The sequence below is a fragment of the Pantoea sp. X85 genome (assembly GCF_029623675.1).
Lineage (GTDB): Bacteria > Pseudomonadota > Gammaproteobacteria > Enterobacterales > Enterobacteriaceae > Pantoea > Pantoea leporis.
Map to the genome: position 1 here is coordinate 682142 of NZ_CP121109.1, position 22045 is coordinate 704186.

The following is a 22045-nucleotide window of genomic DNA, read 5'->3' on the forward strand; positions in this document are numbered from 1 at the left end:
AAAACTTATAACAACCAACTTTTAAGGAAAAACAGAGCGTATAAAAATGGTTGTTCGATAAAAAAGACGACACTGTGTCAAAAAATTAATCTTAATTTTTTATACAGTCTTGGATTAACGATATAGGTTTAGGTCGCAAGCATTCTGGCGGTAACCTGTTCTGTCTAACCTACGCAGTCTGCGTATACGCAAGGGCTGCTTTATGTAACCTGACACAGAGATCTGGACTAAATCAGGAAAAACTCCGATAAAAAAGTAGGTTAAAGGCGCCATCACAGCAACCGGGATCGTTTGCTGACATTCATATTTGAAATCGGTATTTAGTGAATAATTGCAGGAATCCCTGCGTACTTCAGGATGTTTTTTGTTCATTATCACACACGAACCAGAAACGGATTCAGGAACATATTCCGTCTTAATGACGTCAGCTATCTCCCTGCAAAAACCGCCAGTTACGCTACGTTGTCTAAGGTGTTCACAATACTGTTTTCCTGAAAAAGAAACTGACCTGAATGGCTGTAATAACATCTTCCTGCTAGCGAGTAGTTGAGCAACCAGCGAGTCGATGTCTGCCAGGTGAGGTGGCATACTGATCGATTGCTTTAATACGGCTGGCTCATTCAATCCAGAATTCCCGGAAAGTTTGAGCTGAGTCTGTAAAAAGGGCTGAAAACCTGACGCAGTGGTAACAGAAGATCGGGAATTCATTCTTTCGATGTTTAATGCTGCCAGGCCCGGCATTGAATGCAAAGCACGGATAGTGTTCATTAATAATTTCTCCATCAAAGTAAAGTCACATTGAAATAGCCTCAATTAAAGTCCTCGCTGGCTATATCACTTCCTCCAAATCATGCTTACGTCGGTACGAACAAACACTGCGCCATAAACCTACTAGAAGGTAGGTTGAATTACTACAATGCCACGTGCAGTTATTCTTTCTATCACCCGGATATTTCATTCAACGTCACGAAATAGTCACGAATTCCAGTCAAATATCTAACCGACATAAAGGCTGCTCATCAACTATTTCAGCCCGAGTAGCCGAACACGTGAAGAGTTCGGCTAGTAACGTTTTATTGTCTGAGTTACTTCAGCTGGTTTTCGTTAATCTTTTAATCACTGGCTCGACAATTTGCTGAAATACATCAGCGTTATTAAAGGCACGCGAAGATATAATTGCACCATGCACCGTAGCCATTAGCGATTTGGCCTCTGTGGCTGCACTTTCCCGCAGAATAAAAACGCCATTTTTTTCACCTCTGCTCAGTACATCAGTGAGCCAGTTAGTGAGATCGTTGAAATGCCCACTGACTTCCTTAGCCACTTCTTTAGGTAAAATCGTTAATTCAACAGCCAGCATCACGCAAATGCAGAAAGGAGAATTGTTCTCACGTATGCAGGTCGCCCAGAAATTCACGTAGCTGTTAATTTCACCTAATGCATCACCGGAGAAATGCTGGCTGGTTGCCGCCATTCCTGCTTGTGCCTGCTGTCGATAATCACTCACGACTGCCTGAACCAGATCCGCTTTGCCAGGGAAATGGTGGTGAATACTCGACTTACGAATCTGCACCCGCTCGGCTAAATCAGCATAACTGAAGCTGTTATAACCGCCCGCTGTCAGCAGAATTCTGGTGTGGTGCATAATCTCTTCGGCTTTCTGTGAACGTTCTGTACTCATGCTTGCTCCAGCAGCAACGGTAAAATAACTGCAAATCGATAAACGGCCACGAACCTACTCAGCGTCAGTCGGATTGTCAAGCGCACCGCGCGTCAAGCGTTTGCGTTTATAGGCACCCGCCATACTGCTAAATACGCCGTCGCGCAGAATCAAAGCGTGGTACAAAGCTGCGGCAAGATGCAACATAACAGTGATGAAAAGCGCCATTGCTACCAGGCTGTGAAGCGGACGTAAAATGGCATAAGCGTTGTTGCTGATCGGAACAATGGGCGGCAGCACAACATGACCCAGTGTGACGGGATACCCCGCCGCCGACAGCATCGCCCAACCGATCAGGGGCTGAGCCAGCATCATGGCATACAGTGCCCAATGAGACAGATGCGCTAAGAATTTCTGCCAGGCAGGCAGCGTGGCTGGAAGTGCTGGCTTAGCAGTGCTGAATCTCAGCCAAAGCCGCACAATGACCAGCATTAAAATCATCAAACCCAGCGGCTTATGAATCGCAACCAGCAGGCCGTGCAATGATGAAACCGTGGACACCATTGCGACACCAATAAATAACATGGCCATAATAGCCGCAGCCATCACCCAGTGAAGTACGCGCAGTGCCGGGTGAAAAGTGTTGTTATGTTTCATCAGTGGGCTCCGGCCTGTTCATGAGTGCGTGCATTATAGGATTTAGCGTAAGCGGATGAGCGGGCATTAAGAAGCGGGTCATCCGAAGCCGTAATACCCTCAGGTAAAATCAGCGGGTCATAGTTAATGTCGTTACAAACGCCCTGCTGTTGTGCCGTTGTCTTATTAATTGTCAGCGTTCCGGCATTGATCACCTGACGATCGGCAGGCCAGCCAATCGATGCGTCATTGCCTTTATCACCAGAGCCCGCCACTGTAACCATCAGATCCCATTTCTGGGGCCCGTTCGCTAGCCGCTGCTGTAAATCACGCTGCAAGAAATTGGCGTCGTTTTTCTCATTTTCATCCATCGCCTGATAATCAGCGTGCGGCACCATACTCCAGCGCACCAGGTGGGAATGGCCCTCTTTATCAATGAAATTAAAGGCATTCAAACTGTTAAATTGATCGCGGACCCAGCTGGAAGAGGGAACATATTGCTTTGCCCAGGCAAAGAAAGGTTTGATCTCTGGATGCTGTCGTACAAAAGCCTGCATTCTGGCTGGATCAGGTTTACCGGTTTTTGCATCTGGTAGCGTGGCGGTTTGCAGGTCATAGAAGCCCTGCACGCTTTGTACCGGAAAAAAAGGCATTGCATTCATGCCTGTGCGCCACTGTTCACCATTTTTCTGATAGAAAGCCAGCGCCATACTGCGTATAGGCACTGCATAATCAGGCGCATTGGGATTTCCGCCTGCGATAGCTAAACGGCCCACCACAGGCGTAACGCCTGAGGCAAACAGTGCCGCACGTGACAAGGCGCTGGCGTTACCGTTGGCAGAAAAATCCCCCAGTATACAGACGCCCTTTGCATGATTACGGCGATAACCCGGGTGATTGCCATTAGGTTTTTCTAAGGCAGTAATCAGCTTATTCGATGTCAGCCTGCCAGTATCCAGCCACCCGCCCGCCCACACGAACAAGGCGATCACCAGTAATGGGATCACAATTATTATCGCCAGGCGCACTATTTTATGACCGACAGAAAGAAAAGGTTTATTCATGAAAACACTCAACATTGCAGAATTTAGTTCACTGTTCATCCGGCGTAATCATTAAGATTTTGCTTTTAATAACTGGATGACATTCAGAAGTCATGTAAGACGCTCGATAAATCTACTAGTAGGTAGGCTGCACTGTCAAACAATTATTCCTCCTTTTATAAGTTGCTGTCCCCTCCATGTCATACCGGCTTGTTCACATTCTGGAGTGCCCCCGTTCCCGCAAACAATTGCAGTCCTTACGATGAGGGCTCAGCTCCTCGCTCATAGCAGACCTCAAGACATTGCAAACTGGCGCCTCTTTTGCCACGGTTGTGGCAATCAGAAGGCAGGCAAGCCTGCCTTATTTTCACTTTAATGGGATTCAACAGCCTGCGGAGTGACAACGTCGCGTGACCGCAGCGTGATACGTACCGGCGCAGATTTATACGATGGCGTACCGCTCTCCTTGTCGATGTAATCCAGCGGGATCAGGACGTTAGCCTCCGGATAATAGGCTCCAATCGATCCTTGTGAAATGGCATAGCGAATCACCGTCATGGATTCCAGACGCATACGGTATCCCGGCACTGCTGACTCCAGATCCACAACATCCCCGTGCTCAAGCCCCAGACGTTCCAGATCAAAGTCACACATAAACAGGACGTCACGGCGGCCAAATACTCCGCGGTAGCGATCATCCATGGCGTAAATCGTCGTGTTGTATTGATCGTGACTGCGAAGCGTAATCAGACGTAGCACGTCGTCGCCCGGCACCGTCAAGTCTTCATGCGTGCCTTGATAAAGCGAAAACATCGCTTTACCGCTCGGGGTCGGCCAGATGCGATCCCGCGGCGGCAGTGGCATCTGAAAACCACCGGGTTGGCGAATACGGGCATTGTAATCATCGAATCCGGGTATGGTTTTTTCGATCAGGTCGCGGATGAGATCGTAATCGGCTATCAACTCATTCCAGTTAACCCGCGTTCTCGGCAGAGCCGCGCTGGCCATCCCGGCAACAATGGCCGGTTCAGAACGCAGCAGCGGCGACGCTGGCTTCAACTTTCCGGAAGAGGCGTGCACCATCGACATGGAATCTTCAACAGTGACCGACTGGCGATTGCCAGACTGCTCATCCAGTTCGGTACGGCCAAGGCACGGCAGCAGTAGTGTCTCTTTCCCGGTCAGAAGATGAGTACGGTTCAACTTGGTCGCGATGTGAACACTGAGTTCAAGTTCACGCATCGCCGGAAAGGTCACGTCTGAATCGGGCAGCGCCACGGCAAAATTTCCTCCGAGGCAAATGAGCGCCTTCGACTGCTTATCGACTATCGCTTTCATCGCCTGCACCGCATCATGACCATGATGCGACGGTGGTGTAAATCCAAACACGTTTTCCAGCTTATTGAGAAAATCGGACGACGGTTTCTCAGTGATCCCCACGGTACGGTTACCCTGCACGTTGGAGTGGCCTCGTAACGGACAAACGCCTGCGCCGGGTTTACCTATATTGCCTCGCATTAGCAGCAGATTGACCAACAGGCGCACATTATCCGTACCGCGGTTGTGCTGTGTAATGCCCATACCATACGTCAGGATAGTGGCATTCGATTTGACGTAAGCTTCAGCGACGCGCCTGAGATCTGCCTGTTTCAGGCCAGAGTCTTGCTCGATTAATGCCCAGGATGTGGCTTCGATGTCCGCCGCGAAGCGCTCAAACCCTTCTGTATGCTCGCGGATAAAGGCATGATCCAGTGCCGTACCGGTTTCAGCCTCAATCGCCAGCACCGCTTTGGCGATACCCTTAAGCGCAGCCGAATCGCCACCGGCACGGACCAAATAATACGTTGACGCGATATCGGTTGAGCTGTTGGTCGCCATCTCCATGACATTCTGCGGGTCGGCAAAACGCTCAAGCGCGCGTTCGCGCAGCGGATTAAACACGATAATCGGTACGTCACGGCGCGCCAGCTCGTGCAGCGTTCCCATCATGCGAGGATGATTGGTCCCTGGGTTATGACCCATTGAGAGAATAAGCTCTGCACTATCGAAATCGTCCAGAGATACGGTGCCCTTACCGATCCCAATCGACTGAGGCAAACCTACGCTGGTTGCCTCGTGGCACATATTTGAACAATCAGGAAAATTGTTAGTGCCATACTCCCGGGCAAAAAGCTGAAACAAATAGGCCGCCTCGTTTGATGCGCGACCGGAGGTATAGAACTCAACCTCATCTGGCGGCAGTGCAGCTAACTTATTGGCAATACGCGTAAAAGCCTCTTCCCAGCTCACTTCGATGAAGGTGTCGCTTGCTGCATCATAGCGCAGCGGCGTGGTTAACCTGCCGTATCCCTCCAGCTCATAATCGGAACGCTGTAGCAGCGACGTGATAGTGTTTTCGGCAAGAAATGCCGGCGTAACGCGCTTGGTGGTCGCTTCCCATGTGACCGCCTTAGCGCCATTTTCACAGAACTGGAAGGTTGAGCCATGATCCTTATCCGGCCAGGCACATCCGGGGCAATCAAACCCATCGGGCTGATTAGTGCGCATCAGCGTAGGCGGCGCTTTTAAGGTATCCATTTGGTTTTTAACAGCTATTGCGGTTGCCTTAAGTGCTCCCCAGCCGCCTGCCGGGCCATCATAGGGGTGTACACCTGGTACTGTGCGATGATTTTTTTTGCTCATACAAACTCGGCTCACGTGAATGTAATTTATGATGCTGCAGCCCCTGCGGAGGTTGCTTAACGTAACAGCGATATGTGCAGGTGTTACCTGAGCCTGAATATCCCTTCATCCACTGGTGTTATGGATAGTTTGAAGGTAGCAAAAAAAAACAGATCTCCCGCGCTGGTTATCAATTGGTTACTTTTTAAATTCATTCCTTTATCTGGCTAGCCAAGAGCAACGACCGGAATTTCAATTTATCTACTCAGTGGAAGTGTATTGCCGCTTAGGGAAGGCGTGCCTGAATGATTATTCTGGAACATAAAGAGTGTCCCGTCGGGAAAGCAGCCATTTGTACTTTCTTTAACGAAATAATTATCTAATGACGATACATTTATTTCATCGTGCAAACGTTTTACTTTTTCCAGCTAACTGTCACAATAAAAAAGCTACATAAATAGCGCGCTATTATAAAGCACGCAATATATATAAATGATAAAAATTCTTATTTATAGTGACAACACCGGGGAAAACCTTATGCACACACGCTTTTGTTGGGCAGGTTTACGACGCGCCGCAAGTTATCGCGGGCATGTATAAGCAGCACTTCGCTACCACAAGGTCCGCTCGCCACCCTCACGGGGGTGGTTTACGGTTGACCGGCACTAACGTTTTGGGCGAGAAGTGGGGGTTGTCTCAAGCCACGCGCGCACGCTCTCCAGATCTGGCCCGACTTCGCGCAGGGCCTGACTCAGTCGGTCTTGTGTGGTGCCTAACTTTAGAGTCCAGAACGTGATTTGCCACTGCTCGCGTATCTCTACCTGACTGAGGTCTGCGGGAATACGCCGCTGAATGTATTCACGGTTTTTCATTATTTTTATCCTTTTTGTTTTATGTAGGAACGCCCGGCGTGACGCTTGCCAGCGCAATACATTCCCTATATTGAACAATCATCCTGGATAAAATAGAGGAATATTCCTGCTGTTGAGGTGGGGATAAAAAAGGAGAGTAATCCTGGCGAGGCCAGCGATTTATTCTGACATGTGTTAACAATATCTATTTCATTAAACTAAAAAATAATTATTTTCATTTCTTCTTAATAAGCCTCTGATAAATGAGAAAATTAAAACACTGCATCCAGGTCAAGTTAACGTGATGTTTAGAGGCGGGTGAGCGATACACCCAAATTCACTCCATCCCGTATTTAAGGAGTTTTCTTTGAGAAATCAACTTTTAGAGCGGCCCGTGGCCGTACAGCATAATATCCGTGATCTCAGGCTTGCCGCTGGCCTTTCACAACAGAGTGCCGCTGAGCGTTTCGATCTTAGCCTGCGTGTTTGGCAGTCGAAAGAGTCTGCGAAGAATCCAGGGCAGCTCAGCCAGGGCGAATATGAATTGTTATTGTTGCTGGCTGATCAACATCCTTACTTTGCACTGGTGTCGCACCAAAAAAAGTAAGCTGCGTTGTCCGTGTCATTCGATAAAGATCAAGCACTGCGATGGCCTCACGCGTTTTGCACAAAAGAGACTGAGTATCTCATTTCGATGGTCAGGCACTGCATCAATGTCACAGAGTTAGCCGTATCACTGGCTAATCAAACTGAGTAGATGCATCACCGTCCTGGAGGGATTGTTGCGCCGCCAGGCAAAGGCGATATCGGTAAACAGGGAGTTATTCTCTATTTCGCAAAACGTAACATGCGGGTTGTTCACACAGCACATGGACTCTGGTACCAACGCGATGCCACAACCTGCTCCGACCATGCCGAGAGACGAGGTGATTTGGGGAGCCTGAATAAATCGTGTTGTGGTGAACCCCGCGCGCAGACAGGTGCTGACGATGAGCTCATACAGGCTGGGAGCGACTTCGCGCGGAAACATAATCAATGTTTCGTTCACCAGCTGTGCTAATGCAATGGTGCCTTGGGAGCTATATGCATGGCCCGCAGGTAGCGCAATCATCATTCTTTCGGTAGCGATGACTTTCAAATTGAACGCTTTGCTGCTTTCACACGGCAAACGAATAAACGCCGCATCAAGCAACCCATCCCGCAGATCCTGCATCAGCAAAGCCATATTCTCTTCCCTGGCAATGAGTTCCATTGCCGGATAACGCGTTCTAAAACGCTGAAGAAGGTCAAACACAGGTGCCCCGAAAGCGACAGAACTTGCAAACCCGAGCGACATCTGTCCGCTTATACCCCGCGCCATACCACGGGCTTTCTCAAGCGCATGGTCGGCCAGCTGCACAATCTCAGTGGCGTCATTTAGGAATGCCCTTCCCGCCTCGGTGAGTTCAACGCCGCGCGTCAGGCGTTTCAGTAATGGTGTCCCAATCTCATGTTCCAGCCGCTGTATTTGCTGGCTCAGCGGTGGCTGAGAAATGCCGAGCATTTCTGCAGCACGAGTGAAATGTAGCGTCTCGGCGACAGCAACAAAATAACGCAGATGGCGAAGTTCCATATCAAAAACGTCTCAAAGTTAACAGGTTTCGCTATTGGATTCGGTAAGCCAAAAAGCCCACCATGATATTAACACGGCTTAACTATTGGTTTGCGAGGTGGCAAATGTGTAAGTTTGTATCTGCCTGTTCATGTGAGGAACAGCTGAAAGAAACCGTCTTTAAACTCCATGATGATTCACCAGAAAAGGTTATCTATCAGACTTCACTGATGAGCGCGCTGCTGAGCGGTGTTTATGACGGATCCACCACGGTGTCCGATCTGTTAAAGAAAGGCGATTTTGGACTGGGTACGTTCAACCAACTGGATGGAGAACTCATTGCCTTCGACAGCAAGGTCTATCAGTTACGCTCCGATGGCAGCGCCAATCCTGCCCAGCCCGAGCAACAAACGCCGTTTGCTGTGATGACTTTTTTCAAACCTGAAAATCGCCACCGCTTTACCGAAACCGCCACGCGAGAAGAGGTTCATCAGGTTATCGACAGCAAAATCACTTCAGATAACCAATTCTGTGCCATGCGTATCAGTGGTCGCTTTCATGCCGTACGGACTCGAACCGTTCCCTGCCAATGTCGCCCTTATCGCTCGATGCCGGAAGTGCTGGGCGATCAGCCAACCTTCGCATTTAAAGAGACGCAGGGTGAACTGATTGGCTTCCGTACGCCGCAGTACATGCAGGGAATCAACGTGGCGGGTTATCACGAGCACTTTATTACGGATGACCGGCAAGGCGGTGGGCACATCCTCGATTATGTGCTGAAGGAAGGAACGCTAACCTTTGGCTCCATTAATAAGCTTGTCATTGATCTTCCCCGGGATACCGAATTTCTTCAGGCAGAGCTCACGCCGCACAATCTTGATGAAGCCATTCGCGCCGTCGAAAGCTAACAATAGGGGGCAATATGAAAACGTTAAAAACCCACACCCACTGGAACAGCGGCGCCGATCTCGTGGTCGCGCAGCTTGAAGCACAAGGCGTAAACCACGTGTTTGGCATCCCCGGAGCCAAAATCGACAAAGTGTTTGATTCATTGGTGGATTCTCCCATTCAACTCATCCCTGTCAGGCATGAGGCAAATGCTGCCTTTATGGCCGCAGCGGTAGGCCGACTTACGGGACATGCCGGTGTTGCACTTGTGACCTCCGGACCAGGCTGCTCGAATCTGGTTACCGGCATGGCAACCGCCACCAGCGAAGGCGATCCGGTGGTGGCTATTGGCGGAGCGGTGAAACGATCGGATAGCGCCAAACAGGTTCACCAGAGCCTGGATACCGTGTCGATGTTTCGTCCGGTAACGAAATATGCTGTTGAGGTCACCGCCCCCTCCGCGCTGACCGAATGTGTCTCTAACGCATTTCGTTATGCAGAAAACGGACGCGGTGGAGGTGCCTTTATCAGCCTGCCGCAGGATATTGTTGATCAGCCGGTTTCCGGTAGCCCTTTGCAAAACAGTGGACACGTTAAGTTGGGCGCGGCCCCCGATGCCCTAATTGAGGCTGTCAGCCAGGAAATCAGCCGGGCAAAAAATCCGGTTATCCTGCTGGGCCTGATGGCCAGCCAACCAGAAAATAGCGCCGCAATCCATGAACTGCTGTCAAAAAGCCAGATCCCCGTGACCAGTACTTACCAGGCTGCAGGCGCAGTCAGACAGGAGCACTTCTCAAGGTTTGCCGGACGGGTTGGATTATTTAACAACCAGGCTGGAGACCGGCTATTACAGCAGGCGGACCTGATCATCACTATCGGTTATAGCCCGGTTGAGTATGAGCCGGCAATGTGGAACAGCGGCAAAGCCATCCTGGTACATATTGATGTGCTACCGGCTGATACGGATAACCGCTACCAGCCCGATGCAGAACTGGTAGGCGACATTGCGCAGACCGTATGCAAGATTGCCGCCCGTATCCTCTCACCATTAACGCTAAGTCACGCTGCGGCCGCTGTACTGGAAGACCGCCAGCAGCAACGGCAATTACTGGCGATGCAAGGTGCCAGCTTAAATCAATTTGCGCTGCATCCCCTGCGCATCGTGCATGCGATGCAAGACATCATTAACTCTGACATCAGCCTTACCGTTGATATGGGAAGCTTTCATATCTGGATAGCGCGCTATCTGTATAGCTTCCGTGCGCGCCAAATCATGATCTCTAATGGTCAACAGACCATGGGTGTCGCCCTACCTTGGGCTATTGGTGCCTGGCTGGTTGATCCTTCACGCAAGGTGGTATCGGTGTCCGGGGACGGCGGATTTTTGCAATCAAGCATGGAACTGGAAACTGCCGTCAGGCTGAAGGCCAATATCCTGCACATCATTTGGGTTGATAACGCCTACAACATGGTCGCCATGCAGGAAGAGAAAAAGTATCAGCGAGTTTCAGGCGTCAGTTTCGGTCCGGTGGATTTTAAAGCCTATGCCGAAGCCTTTGGCGCAGCCGGCTTCTCCGTTAACAGTGCGGCAGAACTTGAGCCAACATTGCGCAAAGCAATGGATGTCAGCGGCCCCGCTGTGGTCGCAATTCCGGTCGACTACAGCGATAACCCGCTACTGATGAGTCAGTTACACCTGAGTCAAATTCTCTAATTGAAAGGATATGATTATGAAAAACAGAGTCGCATTTGTAACCGGCGCCGGACAGGGCATTGGCGCAGCCATTGCCTTACGCCTGGCAAAAGACGGCTTTTCCGTAGCCATCGCGGATTTCAATCTTGAAACGGCGCAGCATGTCGCTGATGAGATTGTCACATCAGGAGGAAAGGCTATCGCGCTGCAGGTTGATGTCACCCAACGCGATAACGTTTTTCACGCCGTTGAAGAAGCGCGCCATGCGCTGGGTGATTTCAACGTCATTGTGAACAACGCCGGTATTGCGCCATCAACACCGATTACCGATATCACCGAGGAGATTGTTGATAAGGTTTATAACGTCAACGTTAAGGGTGTGATTTGGGGAATGCAGGCGGCGATTAGCGCTTTTTCCGCGGAAAATCACGGTGGCAAAATCATTAATGCCTGCTCTCAGGCAGGACATGTTGGCAATCCGGAGCTGGCAGTTTATAGCTCCAGCAAATTTGCCGTTCGCGGGCTGACGCAGACAGCGGCTAAAGATCTTGCGTCTAAAGGCATTACGGTCAATGCCTTCTGTCCGGGTATTGTTAAAACCCCCATGTGGGAATCGATCGACAGGCAAATTTCACAAGCGGCGGGTAAACCGGTTGGCTTTGGGACGCAGGAATTTGCAAAACGTATTACTTTGGGCCGGCTATCTGAACCGGAAGATGTGGCCGCATGCGTCGCATTTCTGGCGGGACCGGATTCCGACTACATGACCGGCCAATCGCTACTGATCGACGGCGGAATGGTATTCAACTGATTCGCGGATCGTGCTTACCCATACTGCCGTGTGGGTAAGCTATTAATCATGCACTTTTGCCCGCATATATCGGGTTTCGCCCACAGTGGACATATATTCGCCAAAGGCACTTCTGTGCCAAAAGCGGAAGTTAAAGCACTAATGAGTATTTGATATTGAATGCCTAAATCATGCAGGATACTTACACATTAACTATGAAAATAATTATGCCGCGCTGACAGTAACGCCTAAAACGTAAATATTCTGGAGCGCTGCTTCGTCTTGGGCATCGGTGAACCTTACCCACTGTACAAACGTGTATTTTGATAATGTTTTCTCGTGCCAGGATAAAAATGTCACCTTCTCTGCTTAAGAACATACGTCTTCAGAAAGTAAAGGCGGCCACAACAACTTTGGCCACCTTTATTCAACACCAGCACTCAATGAAAATATGGTGTAATAACAGAGACTATTAGGCCAATAGCAAAAACCATAAACACACTACCACCAGTCTTATTTAGATATGAAAAGGCTTTACCAGTGGCCAGTTTTTTCTTCACTGAACTAGCCGAAGCACCATATATGAAGTGGATAATAACCACCAACACACAAAAAATCATAGAAAGAATACAGAACTGGCTGATAAAAGGCTTTTCAGCGTTTATAAACTGAGGGAATAGCGCCATGAAAAACACGATGGGTTTTGGATTAAGCAAAGAAACAAAAAAACCCTGACGAAACCTTGATGATTTTGATGGAAGAATTAAAATACTCTCACTTCCAGATTCACTCATTTTTTTTGGAGTAGAACGAAACAGCTTAACGCCCAGATAGGCAAGATAAGCAGCACCTACAATTTTGACCACAATCAACGCAAACTGAGAAGTTGTTATAATTATTCCCAAGCTGCTAGCTGCAATAATAGAAATCACACCCATACCTGCTGCCACACCAATAATTCCAGCTAAGGCACTACGTAAACTGTAATTAAGTGTATTCGTTAACGTGAGCAATACACCCGGTCCCGGGCTCGCTATGGTTAAGCTGGCAATTAAGATGTAAAGGTAAATCTGAGACATAAACTTGCCCTGCATAAATGGGGGGCATCCCCCCGCGGTTAATCGATTAGATTGAAAGATCTCTGTATTCCTGCCCGGCAAATAGAGCGCTGTCAACAAGGCGATCGCCCTCATTCTTAGCTACTTCCAAGTGGAATTTTGTTGGACCTGCATACTTAAAGTAATTTCTTGGGATTTCCAAATCGCTGGCTCGTTTGGCATCATATGTGCTTTCAGAGCAGAAGAAACGCATAACAAACGCTGCACGGATATCTACCTCTCCTTCGCCAAGCATTATGCTTCGATGGATAACGTATTTGTCAAAAATAAGCGCATCTCCTACTTCAAATTCATCCTCTACTCCAAAGTGATTAAGAATAGCCATCTGTGCGTTATCGTTAAGAGGACCATCACGCCACTGAACGAAATCGTCTGTAGTAGGATTCTCATTCGCGTCAATTTTTTGCTGCAGCATACTGAACACGGAGGGATCTATATGACTGTAAAGATAGTCACCGTTTACGCGATTTTTTGGTACGTAAGCCATACCCCCACGTTGCCCTTTTGGATTAATATTAACTAAAGGAGCCCAGATCGTGCATCCAAAATCTTCAGCATGATGGTAGCCAAAACTCTGTGTACCGATATGCCATGGAAAGCCTTTATTTTTGAGCTTTTCAAGCTCAAAAGATAATGCTTGTGCATAAAACATATTCCTTCCAGTCAGGTCTTTCATTGCCTTCTTAAATGCTGGATCTTTCAACAGACCAATCACTACCTCATCGCCATCGTACATGTCAAAAGCTAATCGACTGAACCCGGTCTGATACTTATCAGTAGGTTTATCAATGTACTGACCAATAGTTGACTTGATATAACTAACAAACTCTGGATAATAAAAACCTTTTAACAAAAGGAAACCTTTCTCTTGAAAATCAGAAATTTGATCTTTCGTTAAGCTGAACTTTTTATTAATCACTTCACTACTCCATTTTTAAAGCCCATTAGGGCAAGAACAACCATTAGGTTGAGATAAAACTTTTCCCTTTGATGATTAATTTGTAATATTCAGCAGCGCATCATAATAATCAGCTCGCGCATTTAATTAATTGAAGCTCCGAGCATAACAGCTTTCTTATTTTTTATTTTTTATTTTGTTACCTAATAATGGAATGAGTTCTTCTTGAATCCACCCATCTGAATAATCAATATTATTTTTTATTTTTTCATAAATCATCAGAATTTTTTTTATTTTTTATTCCAAGCCGTAGTGCTCCTTGCATTACCTTTTCAATCAAAAGCGGCATTGTTAATTTTTGCGCAGCGATGATGCCGACTAATTGATAAAAATACTCTTCATAATCGGCCTCAATGAAAAGCACGTCTTGAGGACAATCACAACCAATGCCAATATCGTCACTGCTGTTTAGGTAGGATTTAACATCTCGCATTTCTAGCAAGGTAATCAATGCGTTGTGGTACATCTCTCCAGAATTGAGCCAGAGTTTTTTCAACGCGTAGTATTTTTCATGATTTCCATATATGTGCAATCCAGAATGTAAATTGAATTCATCAATACAAATCGATGCTTCAAGTAGTCTATCAAAAATCTGTAAATTTATGGATTTTTTGACTTTCAAAAACAACATATGATTAGAGGCTTTATGCCTTAGGCATAAGCTAATAAGAGTATGAGGGAAGTTATTTAAATTATTATCGCCATTCACATTCTTAATGCGCTTTAATTTTAACCAGCTTTCACCAGAGGTGGATTTGGATCTAGCCCCACCCTCACAAACATGTAATAAAAGTGAAGGGTTTAGTGCCAAGAAAGAGATAATTGATATCCATTTTTGTCGTAGATTCATTCCATAAATGCTCAATTTGCAACCAGATATTTACATTGCATTTACTTTAACTGCATTGAATTTACATGTCACTAAACTTATAAGTGCATGATATTTGTATAAATAACATCGAATTTGACTTACAACGCTTAAAAAACACACTGTTTTCGGGGCTTTTGAATTCCGCTAACATATAAATCTCTACCCGAGGCAATCAATTCAGTTAAATTAACCAAATTGGTTATAAATCAATCTAAATTAAATCCAATCATAAAATATATATATCTTTTTCCGATCATAGCTCTGTGACTAATTTACGACAATATTCCACTATGTCATTATTAATACGCAAATAGAAATGCAGTGAAACCAATCAGTATGAAAGAAGAGTTAGTTATGAAAAGAATAAAATTATTAACAATGTTTATCTTTATTTTTTAAACCACCCATCAAAATACTTATGATGGATTGAATTTAAGTCTGTACAGACCATCTGGATAAAATAGAACCAAATCAATTAATCATCTAAATCCATCTAACCAGACAGCTGTGATCATGCCGTCAGGCTAAAGTCACATCCATTAACGGTTAGTCGAGGTTTACCAGCATCGCTGATTTGTTCACTTTAGTTGCGAGGCTGACTCGATAGCACAGACAGGAGTTCTACACATCAATATGTGCGGAAACTTATTCACAAAAGCAAAGAAATTTTTATCAACATTGCAAAGTGAACAATCAGATCTTAAACCCCTAGCCCCGCCCTAAACGTGAAGTAACATCCGCTGCTCGCTCAAAGAGGACATTGGTCTGGCGTCGTCCGCTCTTTTCACTAAGAGGGCTTTGCAAACATCACGGTTTTAATTAAAGGATAACAGCTAATAATATGTGGGTCTCATTGGCTGCGTTCCATCAATTCAAGCGTCTGACCATCAGGACTTTGTAAATATATTACTCTGGTACCCTGCATGGGTCCTGACGACACTGTTTGAGGTTTACCCGGCGTCTTCCAACCGTAGTCCGATACTTTGCCTAAGAGCGTATCAAGATCCTCAACCATAAAAGCAAGGTGAGCGTAGCCTGGGATATAGGGCGCTGAAGGTTCTTCTGGCTGCTCAATGTTATTGTATTGAAGTAATTCAATTCGAATATCAGCCAGTTCAAGCAAAGCCATTCGTACATCAGCTCCCCTTGCACCTGTAACCTCATCGATTATAGGCCCAGACATTTTTCCTTCACGTAATAATTTACCGCCAAGAATCTGAGTCCAGAATAATAATGAGTCTTCAATATTTTTAACTGAAAAACCAACGTGATTGACACTTAAGATCATGTGATTACCTACTGATTTTTGAAAGTTCATCAGCCAACTATATAAAAAGCCTGCTTTATTTCTACACCATAAATGCGCGAACGTTTTACAAGCCTGCATCTTTTATCGATAAATTGCGAATATCCTCTTTTCGCTCGAAGCTGTCTCTAATTTCCAATCGCAAAGAAGGGCTGCGGCAATTCAGTGAAGCACTATTATGTTAGAAGAGAGCATACGGTAGGATCACTTGAGGATAAGCAGAATGCTTCTGGAAAAGCTCAGGTTGCTTTAAGTTCGGAGGAAGGACAGTGAACTCTGGTTTTTCACCAGGGAACGCCAGCAGTAGATGGTGCTTAGGTTCAAGATGCGGTGTTATGTTTGATGTGACAGAACTATCTAAGCCGTCATCATTTTGACGTCCGCTTTTGGCTGTATTATCAGCCGAAAATCTCATCCTAACCAGCTACTGATAACGGCATTTCGCCGTTAAGAGATGCGCTTTCATGCAGCAAGCCTCAACGCAACTGCACCTAAACAATGCATTCGGCAAAAAGCTGATCGGCACTTTTCACAACTGTCCTCCTTTTTAAAACCACATGAATATCTATGATCGGCCACACATTTTACAATCTGTTTACCTGACAGCGGCAAAAATCTGTGCAAAGTAGTGTCCAGCGGCAAACGAGATTTATGCCCTGGCACGTCAATTGCTTTAGCTAACCGATGTCAGCCGCAGCAACCTGACAACCTGTGCGCGTTATTAAATCCATCAAATTGATTTAATAAAACACCCTCTTTTTGCATCAAGGCGGAAAACACCATGAAAATCCGATTCAACCCAGTCATAAAAGGATGTTTTGCAGCGGTGCTGTTAGCCAGCGTAGGCAGCGCGGCAGCGGCAACCACGTTGAATGCATTGTTTATGACGCAGGCGGCGTATAGCGAAAATGATATCCGCGCCATGACGCAGGCGTTTCAGAAAACGCACCCAGAGGTGCAGGTTAATCTTGAGTTTGTGCCGTATGAAGCGCTGCATGACAAAATTGTTGCGGCGCGTGGCGCGGGCGGTAACGGCTACGATGTGGTGCTGTTCGATGCCATCTGGCCGGCAGAATTCACTAAGTTCGATCTGTTGCAGGACGTCAGCAGCCGCATCAGCGCTGATGAAAAAGGGCAGATTTTCCCCGGCGCAATGAACACCGTTGAGTTCAAAGGCAAAACCCTCGGCATGCCGTGGATCCTCGATACCAAATATCTCTATTACAACAAAGCGATGCTGGAAAAAGCCGGTATCACCACCCCGCCGCAAACCTGGCAGCAGGTGATGGATGATGCGCGCATCATCAAGCAGAAAAACATCGTGAAATATCCGCTGGTGTGGAGCTGGTCGCAGGCGGAAGCGCTGGTGTGCGATTACACCACGCTGGTATCAGGTTTCGGTGGCAAGTTCTATAACAACGACAAACTCGATTTCTCCTCCCCGGCCTCGCTGCAAGCGGTGAAGCTGATGAAAAGCTCGCTGGATGAAGGCTTGAGCAATCCGGCTTCACGCGAATATCTGGAAGAGGATGTGCGTAAAGCCTTCTCCAATGGCGATGCAGCTTTCGCGCTCAACTGGACCTACATGTACAACATGGCCAACGATCCTAAACAAAGTAAGGTCGCCGGCCAGGTGGGCATCGTTCCCGCGCCAGGCGATGCGCCGGGCAAATTCGGTGCGGTAAACGGTTCGATGGGCCTTGGCATCACTAAAGGCAGCACGCATGCGGATCAGGCATGGCAATACATTCGCTACATGACTTCACAGCCGGTACAGAACCAATACGCCACGCTGAGTCTGCCGATCTGGAAAAGCTCGTATCAGGATCCGGCGGTGCTGAAAAACCAGGAAAGCCTGATCGCGGCGGCGGATAAGTCGCTTAACGTGATGCTGTCGCGTCCGGAAACGGCTGACTATTCGCGTCTCTCCAACACGCTGCAGCAGCAGTTGCAGCAGGTGCTGGTGGGCAGCGCAACGCCAGATGCCGCGCTGCAAGCGGTAGATAAGAGTGCGGCGCGTCTGCGCTAAGGGGCAACAATGCTGAGTTTGCGTCAACGCGAACAACGGCAGGCATGGGTGCTGCTGGCACCCATGTTGTTGGTGATGCTGTTGCTCACCGCATGGCCGCTGTTACGCACCATCTGGCTGAGTTTCACCGATGCCGCCCTGATCGGCAGCGGTGAAGCGCCGGGCTGGATTGGCTTTGAAAATTACCTGTTCGCCATCACCGATGCGGATTTCCGCAGTTCGCTGTGGCGCACGCTCTATTTCACCGTGGTGTCGGTGGCAATTGAAGGCGTGATCGGCGTGCTGGTAGCGCTGTTGCTGAACCAGAAATTCGCCGGTCGCAACGTGCTGCGCGTGCTGGTGATTTTGCCGTGGGCGCTGCCGACCATCGTTAACGCCATGATGTGGCGTCTGAATTTCAACCCGGATTACGGCAGCATCAACGCCCTGCTGACGCAGTTAGGGATCATTGATGGCTATCGCAGCTGGCTGGGTTCGCCGGATTCGGCGCTCAACGCGGTGATGTTCGCCGATATCTGGAAAAACTATCCGCTGGTGACCTTACTGGTGCTGGCGGCGTTGCAATCGATCCCCGACGATCTGTTTGAAGCCGCACGATTGGATGGCGCATCAGCGTGGCGGCGTTTTCGTGCCATCACCTTCCCGGCGATTGTTGGCCCGCTCAGCGTGGCGCTGGTGCTGCGCACCATCGACGCCTTCAAAATTTTCGACATCATCTACGTAATGACGCGCGGCGGTCCGGTCGATAGCACCAAAACCCTGAGTTTTTACGTGTATCAGGAGTCGTTTAGCTACCTGCGTGCCGGCAGCGGCGCGGCCTACGCGATGTTGATGACCTTGCTGTGCGCGGTGCTGATCACGCTTTACATGTTGTTACTGTGGCGGCAGCGCCGCAAAGGAAGCGCTCATGAAGGTTAAATTGCGCCATGTCGGTAAATACGCCGCCGCGCTGCTGGTGGCATTCTCGGTGTTAGCGCCGATGGGCTGGCTGTTTTTAATGAGCGTCAGCGCCGCCAGCGATCTCACCCGCGTACCGCTGGAGTGGCTGCCGCGCCAGTGGGATTTCACCCGCTATGGCAAGCTGCTGTCGCTGGAGCCGGGCCAGCCGGGCGTACTGTTTCTGCATGCACTCGGCAACAGCCTTTTAGTGGCCACCGGCGCGACAATCATCTGCTTACTGCTGGCCATTCCGGCGGCGTTCAGCTTCTCGCGCTACCGCGGGCGCGACGGCTGGCTGTTTGCCTCACTTGCCATCTATATGGTGCCGCCGGTGGCATTCGTGTTGCCGCTCTACTTCCTGTTGCAGCAGTTCGATCTGCTCAACACGCGGCCCGGATTGATCATTGTTTACTGCTCGCTGATTCTGCCGTTCCTTACCTGGATGCTGAAAAACCAGTTCGATACGCTGCCGCAGGATATTGAGCAGGCGGCGCGGCTCGACGGCCTGCGCGTCTGGCAAGTGCTGTTACGCATTACGCTGCCGCTGGCGAAGCCGGTGTTGGGGGCCGCCGCACTGTTTGGCTGGCTGCTGGCGTGGGACGAATTTTTCTATGCGCTGCTGTTTACCAGCAATATCGCCGCACAAACCTTACCGGTCACCATTGCCGGATTTACCGCCGGACGCGCCACCGATGATGGCTTAATCGCTGCCGTTGGCATTCTGGCGTCGGTGCCACCGCTGTTTATTGCCATCTGGCTGCAGAAGACGCTGGTTAGCGGCCTTGCCAGTGGCGGGAGCAAAGGATGATGGAGCAGAAACTCACCGCCACGCTGTATGTGGTAGGCAACATTAATGTCGATTTGATCATGGGAACGCTGGATAACTGGCCGCAGCGCGGTACTGAAGTGATGCTGAATCACAGCGAACTGCGTCCTGGCGGCTCGGCGGGCAACTGCGCGCTGGCGCTGGAAGCGATGCAGGTGCGCCATCGCGCGGTCGCCAATCAGGGCAATGATGGCCTGAGCGCCTGGCTGGCGAGTCATTTTCCGCACAGCGCTGCGCACTGGACGCGCTACAGCTGCGAAACCTCGCTTACCGTTGGCGTGACGCATTCGGATCACGAACGCTCTTTCCTGAGTAATCTCGGCCATATCGTGCAACTCACCGCGCAGGATGTGCTGGATCAACTGCCGGCTACCGCGTCTGACGGCGATATCGTGCTGCTGTGCGGCACCTTTTTGTGTCTGCATCTGTATGACGATTATCCTGCGCTGCTCGCCGAGTTACAGCAGCGCGGCTTTGTCACCGCCGTCGATACCGGCTGGCCGCCGCAGGGCTGGACAAACGAAGTGCGTCAGCAGATCACGCATTGGCTGCCGCTGTGCGACTGGCTGCTGCTCAATGAAGTGGAAACGCTGGGATTGGCGGCGTCAGACGACTTGCCCGCCAGCGCGCAAATGCTGGCGCAACAGCTGAGCGGACGCGGCGGCTGCGTGGTGAAATGCGGCCCGCAGGGCGCGCGCTGCTGGCAGGCAGATAACTCAGTAAGTCAGCCTGCGCGTCCGGTCACGGTGGTGGATACCATCGGCGCGGGCGACAGTTTCAACGCCGGATTTCTCACCGCCCTGCTGCATCAGCAAGATCTCACCACGGCTTTGCAATGGGGGATTTCGGTGGCGTCACTGGCTATCAGCACCTTGCCGCGTCGTTATCCTGACTGGCATCAACTACAACTTTCCCAGGAGTTTTAAATTATGGCCAGTGTTGAACTCGTAAAAGTGGCCAAACGCTACGCAAAACAGTCGGTGCTGCATCCGCTCGATCTCACCATTCCTGACGGCAGTTTTACCGTGCTGGTTGGCCCATCCGGCTGCGGAAAATCGACGCTGTTGCGCTTGCTGGCCGGGTTGGAGAGCTTGTCGGATGGCGCGATCCTGATGGATAAAGTGCAAATCAACGACCGCGATCCAGCCGATCGCGATATCGCCATGGTGTTTCAGAGCTATGCGCTCTATCCGCACTTAACCGTGGCGGAGAATCTGGCGTTCCACATGCAGGTGAAGAGGGTGAAGCGCGAGGAGCAGCACACTAAAATTGCGCGCATCGCCGGAATTCTTGGCATCGATAAGCTGCTGCAACGCTATCCGCGTGCACTGTCAGGCGGACAGCGTCAACGCGTGGCGATGGGCCGCGCGATGGTGCGAAATCCCAAGGTGTTCCTGTTCGATGAGCCGCTGTCGAACCTCGATGCGCAGCTGCGTATGGAGCTACGCGCCGAGATCAAATCGCTGCATCAGCGTTTCAAAACCACCATGGTTTATGTGACGCACGATCAGGTTGAGGCGATGACGCTGGCCGATCAAATTGTGGTGATGAAGGATGGCCGCATCGTGCAGCAAGGCGCGCCGCTGGCGATTTACGACCGTCCGGCGGATACCTTTGTCGCACGCTTTATCGGCTCACCGCCGATGAACCTGTTACCGGCACAGCTGATCGCCCGCGATGGCGTGCCCGGCGTGCAGTGCCAGGATCTGTGGCAGCCGTTGCCCGCGCGTTGGCAAGCGGCGGCGCGCGAACGTGCTGGCGCAGCCGTGACGCTAGGCGTGCGCCCGCACGATCTGCTTGAAGCCAGCAGCAACGCCGCAGCGTTGGTGAAAGTGGTGGAGATCACCGGCGAATCCACATTGTTGCATCTCGAATGGCACGGTCAGCCGTTGCATATGCAGATTGCCGGTCGCCACACGGCGGTGAGCGGCGAGAGCATTAGGCTCGGCTTCAACGCCGAGAAGATTCATCTGTTTGATGCGGAGACGGGATTAAGGTTGGTTGAGTCGCTTTAAGTGGGTGATCAGGCCAGAAAAGGCCCTTAAGATTGTCATTGCTGTTTAGGGGGCGCATGAGCATCCTATTCGCCCAATCGTTAGTTTCCGTATTGGAGTGCGTACATTGCGCTGAATAGGATGTTCTCGTGAGCTGTCAGAAAGATTTTTTTTAATCACTGAAAACGGTA

20 protein-coding genes are annotated in these 22045 nt (G+C 49.4%); 9 read left to right on the top strand and 11 right to left on the bottom strand.

Annotated features, from left to right (window positions below):
• Window positions 1–114: 114 nt before the first annotated feature.
• From P6287_RS22720 to P6287_RS22745, 6 genes are all read right to left on the bottom strand, one after another.
• Window positions 115–768: a hypothetical protein gene (locus P6287_RS22720; RefSeq protein ID WP_192413380.1), complete on the bottom strand. Its 654-nt coding sequence runs from the start codon at window positions 766–768 to the stop codon at window positions 115–117.
• Window positions 769–1090: 322 nt separating this feature from the next.
• Window positions 1091–1681: a TetR/AcrR family transcriptional regulator gene (locus P6287_RS22725; RefSeq protein ID WP_101761074.1), complete on the bottom strand. Its 591-nt coding sequence runs from the start codon at window positions 1679–1681 to the stop codon at window positions 1091–1093.
• Window positions 1682–1735: 54 nt separating this feature from the next.
• Entirely contained in the window at window positions 1736–2317 is a 582-nt protein-coding gene (locus tag P6287_RS22730; RefSeq protein WP_277975113.1) for a cytochrome b, read from the bottom strand.
• A complete protein-coding gene (locus P6287_RS22735) occupies window positions 2317–3360 on the bottom strand; it encodes a catalase family peroxidase (RefSeq protein WP_277975350.1) in 1044 nt (347 codons plus the stop codon). The genes P6287_RS22730 and P6287_RS22735 overlap by 1 nt, the downstream gene beginning before the upstream one ends.
• Before the next feature lie 351 nt (window positions 3361–3711).
• The gene (locus P6287_RS22740) at window positions 3712–6021 is read right to left on the bottom strand and encodes an FdhF/YdeP family oxidoreductase (protein WP_277975114.1); all 2310 of its coding nucleotides are present in this window, start codon (window positions 6019–6021) and stop codon (window positions 3712–3714) included.
• A 644-nt stretch (window positions 6022–6665) separates the two neighbouring features.
• Window positions 6666–6872: a DUF3606 domain-containing protein gene (locus P6287_RS22745; protein WP_277975115.1), complete on the bottom strand. Its 207-nt coding sequence runs from the start codon at window positions 6870–6872 to the stop codon at window positions 6666–6668.
• A gap of 346 nt (window positions 6873–7218) precedes the next feature.
• On the opposite strand from P6287_RS22745, the gene P6287_RS22750 reads away from it, so the two are divergent.
• Window positions 7219–7458: a transcriptional regulator gene (locus tag P6287_RS22750; protein WP_277975116.1), complete on the top strand. Its 240-nt coding sequence runs from the start codon at window positions 7219–7221 to the stop codon at window positions 7456–7458.
• A 126-nt stretch (window positions 7459–7584) separates the two neighbouring features.
• Here P6287_RS22750 and P6287_RS22755 read toward each other — a convergent pair whose 3' ends face one another.
• Window positions 7585–8463, bottom strand: coding sequence for a LysR family transcriptional regulator (locus P6287_RS22755; protein ID WP_277975117.1), 879 nt, complete (start codon window positions 8461–8463; stop codon window positions 7585–7587).
• A 104-nt stretch (window positions 8464–8567) separates the two neighbouring features.
• Here P6287_RS22755 and budA point away from each other — a divergent pair, with 104 nt between their 5' ends.
• Genes budA through P6287_RS22770 form a run of 3 tightly spaced genes read left to right on the top strand, consistent with a single transcriptional unit; the run spans window position 8568 to window position 11834 of the window.
• Window positions 8568–9350, top strand: coding sequence for an acetolactate decarboxylase (gene budA, locus P6287_RS22760; protein WP_277975118.1), 783 nt, complete (start codon window positions 8568–8570; stop codon window positions 9348–9350).
• Window positions 9351–9364: 14 nt separating this feature from the next.
• Window positions 9365–11044: an acetolactate synthase AlsS gene (gene alsS / locus P6287_RS22765; RefSeq protein WP_277975119.1), complete on the top strand. Its 1680-nt coding sequence runs from the start codon at window positions 9365–9367 to the stop codon at window positions 11042–11044.
• A 16-nt stretch (window positions 11045–11060) separates the two neighbouring features.
• Complete coding sequence (locus P6287_RS22770; RefSeq protein ID WP_192235625.1) at window positions 11061–11834, top strand: (S)-acetoin forming diacetyl reductase; 774 nt, start codon at window positions 11061–11063, stop codon at window positions 11832–11834.
• Window positions 11835–12253: 419 nt separating this feature from the next.
• On the opposite strand, the gene P6287_RS22775 is transcribed toward P6287_RS22770, so the two are convergent.
• From P6287_RS22775 to P6287_RS22790, 4 genes are all read right to left on the bottom strand, one after another.
• Entirely contained in the window at window positions 12254–12892 is a 639-nt protein-coding gene (locus P6287_RS22775; protein WP_210080058.1) for a LysE family translocator, read from the bottom strand.
• A gap of 46 nt (window positions 12893–12938) precedes the next feature.
• Window positions 12939–13850, bottom strand: coding sequence for a hypothetical protein (locus P6287_RS22780; protein WP_277975120.1), 912 nt, complete (start codon window positions 13848–13850; stop codon window positions 12939–12941).
• A 247-nt stretch (window positions 13851–14097) separates the two neighbouring features.
• Window positions 14098–14739, bottom strand: a complete 642-nt coding sequence (locus tag P6287_RS22785) for a hypothetical protein (RefSeq protein ID WP_222234214.1) — start codon at window positions 14737–14739, stop codon at window positions 14098–14100.
• 871 nt (window positions 14740–15610) lie between these two features.
• Window positions 15611–16048, bottom strand: coding sequence for a VOC family protein (locus P6287_RS22790; protein WP_137387207.1), 438 nt, complete (start codon window positions 16046–16048; stop codon window positions 15611–15613).
• 799 nt (window positions 16049–16847) lie between these two features.
• Here P6287_RS22790 and P6287_RS22795 point away from each other — a divergent pair.
• From P6287_RS22795 to ugpC, 5 genes are read left to right on the top strand one after another with little or no spacing between them, the layout of a single operon-like run.
• Window positions 16848–18095 (top strand): extracellular solute-binding protein, encoded by a 1248-nt coding sequence (locus tag P6287_RS22795; protein WP_277975121.1) that lies wholly within the window; start codon window positions 16848–16850, stop codon window positions 18093–18095.
• A 9-nt stretch (window positions 18096–18104) separates the two neighbouring features.
• A complete protein-coding gene (locus tag P6287_RS22800; RefSeq protein WP_064739811.1) occupies window positions 18105–19013 on the top strand; it encodes a sugar ABC transporter permease in 909 nt (302 codons plus the stop codon).
• Window positions 19003–19842 carry a carbohydrate ABC transporter permease gene (locus P6287_RS22805; RefSeq protein WP_064739810.1) on the top strand — a complete coding sequence of 280 codons (840 nt, stop codon included), beginning with the start codon at window positions 19003–19005 and terminating at the stop codon, window positions 19840–19842. Before P6287_RS22800 ends, P6287_RS22805 begins: the two co-directional genes overlap by 11 nt.
• Entirely contained in the window at window positions 19842–20786 is a 945-nt protein-coding gene (locus tag P6287_RS22810) for a carbohydrate kinase family protein (RefSeq protein WP_277975351.1), read from the top strand. Before P6287_RS22805 ends, P6287_RS22810 begins: the two co-directional genes overlap by 1 nt.
• Window positions 20787–20789: 3 nt before the next feature.
• Window positions 20790–21875 (top strand): sn-glycerol-3-phosphate ABC transporter ATP-binding protein UgpC, encoded by a 1086-nt coding sequence (gene ugpC, locus P6287_RS22815; protein ID WP_277975122.1) that lies wholly within the window; start codon window positions 20790–20792, stop codon window positions 21873–21875.
• Window positions 21876–22045 lie beyond the last annotated feature (170 nt).